We start from the raw sequence: 2,014 nt of genomic DNA on the forward strand, positions 1-2,014 counted from the left end.
CGTACTCGCCGAGGAACCGCCGACGGCTGACCACCCGCTGGTCGGCCTTGACAACTGTATTGTCACGCCGCATGCGGCCTGGTACTCTGAGGAAGCTCGCGACGACCTCAATGCCGCCGTCGCGGCGAACGTCGAAGCCGCGCTGGCCGGCGAGACGCCGCCGAACCGAATCGACCCGGACACGGACTGGCTCTAGTCACTTCGCGGCAACGCGCTTGCTCCACGTCTTACGCCACGTCTCGAGGTTCTCCGCCAGCGTTTCATACCCGAATTGAACGGGTGCAGCCGGCTCGTGAGCGTACTGTGCGAACTCTTCGGGAAGCGACGCGTTCGACACCGTTGGCAGGCCGACGTTCTTGACGGCTACTGTCTGCTGGACATCGGGGTCAAGCATGAACGCGGCGAACGTGTCGACGAGCTCACTCCGCTCTGTCCCGCGGAACTTCGCAGTCCCGTCGACGTAGGCATACCCCTGGTCGTTCGGGAACGCGACCTGGTGGCGCGCCATGTTCTGGTCCTGATTCGCAGCATACACCTGGTCCGTGGAGTAGGAGACGACCATCGGCTTCTCTTCCTCTGAGTAAGCCGCGTATGCGTCGCCCCACGAGCCCAGGATACTGACTCCGTTATCGACAAGCGCGTCCCAGTAGTCGAGGTAGTTTTCTGCACCCTTGGTATGAATCGTCCACAGGAGGAAGAGTAGCCCCGTTGTCGTGCTCTGTGGGTTCGCCAGCAGGAGCGAGTCGGCGTAGGCGTCGGTCGTCAGCGCGTCGAGTGTGTCGGGCGAGGAGATCTCGTTCTCGTCGTAGACGAGACTGACGTATGATGCCCCAGTCGGAAGGACACGACGCTCGGGGTCGAACTGGTATGCGTCGACGACGTTGTCGCTGTTACTGACGGCTGAAGTATCGAACGGTTCAAACAGCGGGTCGTCGAGTTCGTCGTCAGCCTTCACGAGGTCCGGCGCAGTAACGCCGACAAACGCGTCTGCATCGAGTGATGCACCCTGTTGCTGGCGCTGGAAGAAATGCTGGAGACCACCGTCGCGGATGACCCATTCAAGCGTCAGATTGTCGTGACGGGATTCGAACTCCGTTTTGACCCAGTCACCGGCGCTCGTACTCGGTGCGTCAACGAAGGACTTGTACGCTGCGACTCTGAGCGTCCGTTCTGCCGGGGTTGCACTCCCCATCTGTCCGCTGGATGCCGTGGACTCGCTACCTGTGTCTTCACCGGCACATCCTGCGAGGCCAACTGTCGCCGCACCGCCAAGCGCGCGGAGGAACGAACGTCGGCGGGTCATCGGTCGCTCCGTGCGTCGCGGCCGAGATGTGCTTCGACGCGGTCGACCTTCTCGTCGACTGCCAGCGTCTCCTCCCGGAAGTGGTCAATCTTGAGGTTCGTGATTGTCCGGGAGGCGTCGACGGCTTCAGTCGCGGCCTGCGCCGCGTCGAACACTTCACCGAGGTCTGTCGCTTCAATAGTCGTCTCCATCGGGTGTGTCTCATATCGGACATCGTAGGCGTCCAGCGCGTCGATGGCCTTCGCTATCTCCGCATCGAACTCAGCGTCAGCGTCGTCAAGCGGTGCGACGGTGAGCATTGCAGTGACTGTCATCACTCCCACGTTCGGCCACGCTATAATATAACTGGGTGGTATCATCTCATCTTTTGACGCGGTATCGGCTCTCGCCCCACTGTACAGTCAGATGGAAAAACAAACAGCGTGGTCAGACTGGCTGGCTCGTCGTTTCGGCCGTCGACCAGTATTTCGCCGCTCTGGAGTGATGTGTCCCCTGCAGTAGTGACAGCCAACGGTATCAGCACCTGAGGAATTCCCGGCGCTGGTCGCCGAGAGCGCTCTGGCCGGTCCCTGCCGTCTTGATATCCCGAATGAGGTTCGAGAGGTACGCCTGAAGACCGGGGTCACAGGTGCCAAACTCTCTCGCTTGGCGGTAATCACACCAGAGTGCGACCGGCAACAGCGGGGCCGCAAACAGTCCGGACAGCGTGAC

The 2,014-nt window shown here is 61.3% G+C and carries 2 protein-coding genes and 2 pseudogenes; 1 reads left to right on the forward strand and 3 read right to left on the reverse strand.

Going from position 1 to position 2,014, the window contains the following annotated elements:
• A pseudogene (locus G9463_RS23145) lies at nt 1-196 on the forward strand (C-terminal binding protein); the annotation flags it as partial.
• Here the strand turns inward: G9463_RS23145 and G9463_RS23150 are convergent.
• The 3 genes and pseudogenes from G9463_RS23150 to G9463_RS23160 form a co-directional block, all read right to left on the reverse strand.
• On the reverse strand, nt 197-1,303 hold the full coding sequence (locus tag G9463_RS23150) for a thiamine ABC transporter substrate binding subunit (RefSeq protein ID WP_165895759.1): 1,107 nt from the start codon (nt 1,301-1,303) through the stop codon (nt 197-199).
• Nucleotides 1,300-1,617 carry an MTH1187 family thiamine-binding protein gene (locus tag G9463_RS23155; RefSeq protein WP_165895758.1) on the reverse strand — a complete coding sequence of 106 codons (318 nt, stop codon included), beginning with the start codon at nt 1,615-1,617 and terminating at the stop codon, nt 1,300-1,302. The genes G9463_RS23150 and G9463_RS23155 overlap by 4 nt, the downstream gene beginning before the upstream one ends.
• A 202-nt stretch (nt 1,618-1,819) precedes the next feature.
• Nucleotides 1,820-2,014, reverse strand: a pseudogene (locus G9463_RS23160) (hypothetical protein); the annotation flags it as partial.

Source organism: Haloarcula sp. JP-Z28, assembly GCF_011440255.1.
GTDB lineage: Archaea > Halobacteriota > Halobacteria > Halobacteriales > Haloarculaceae > Haloarcula > Haloarcula marismortui.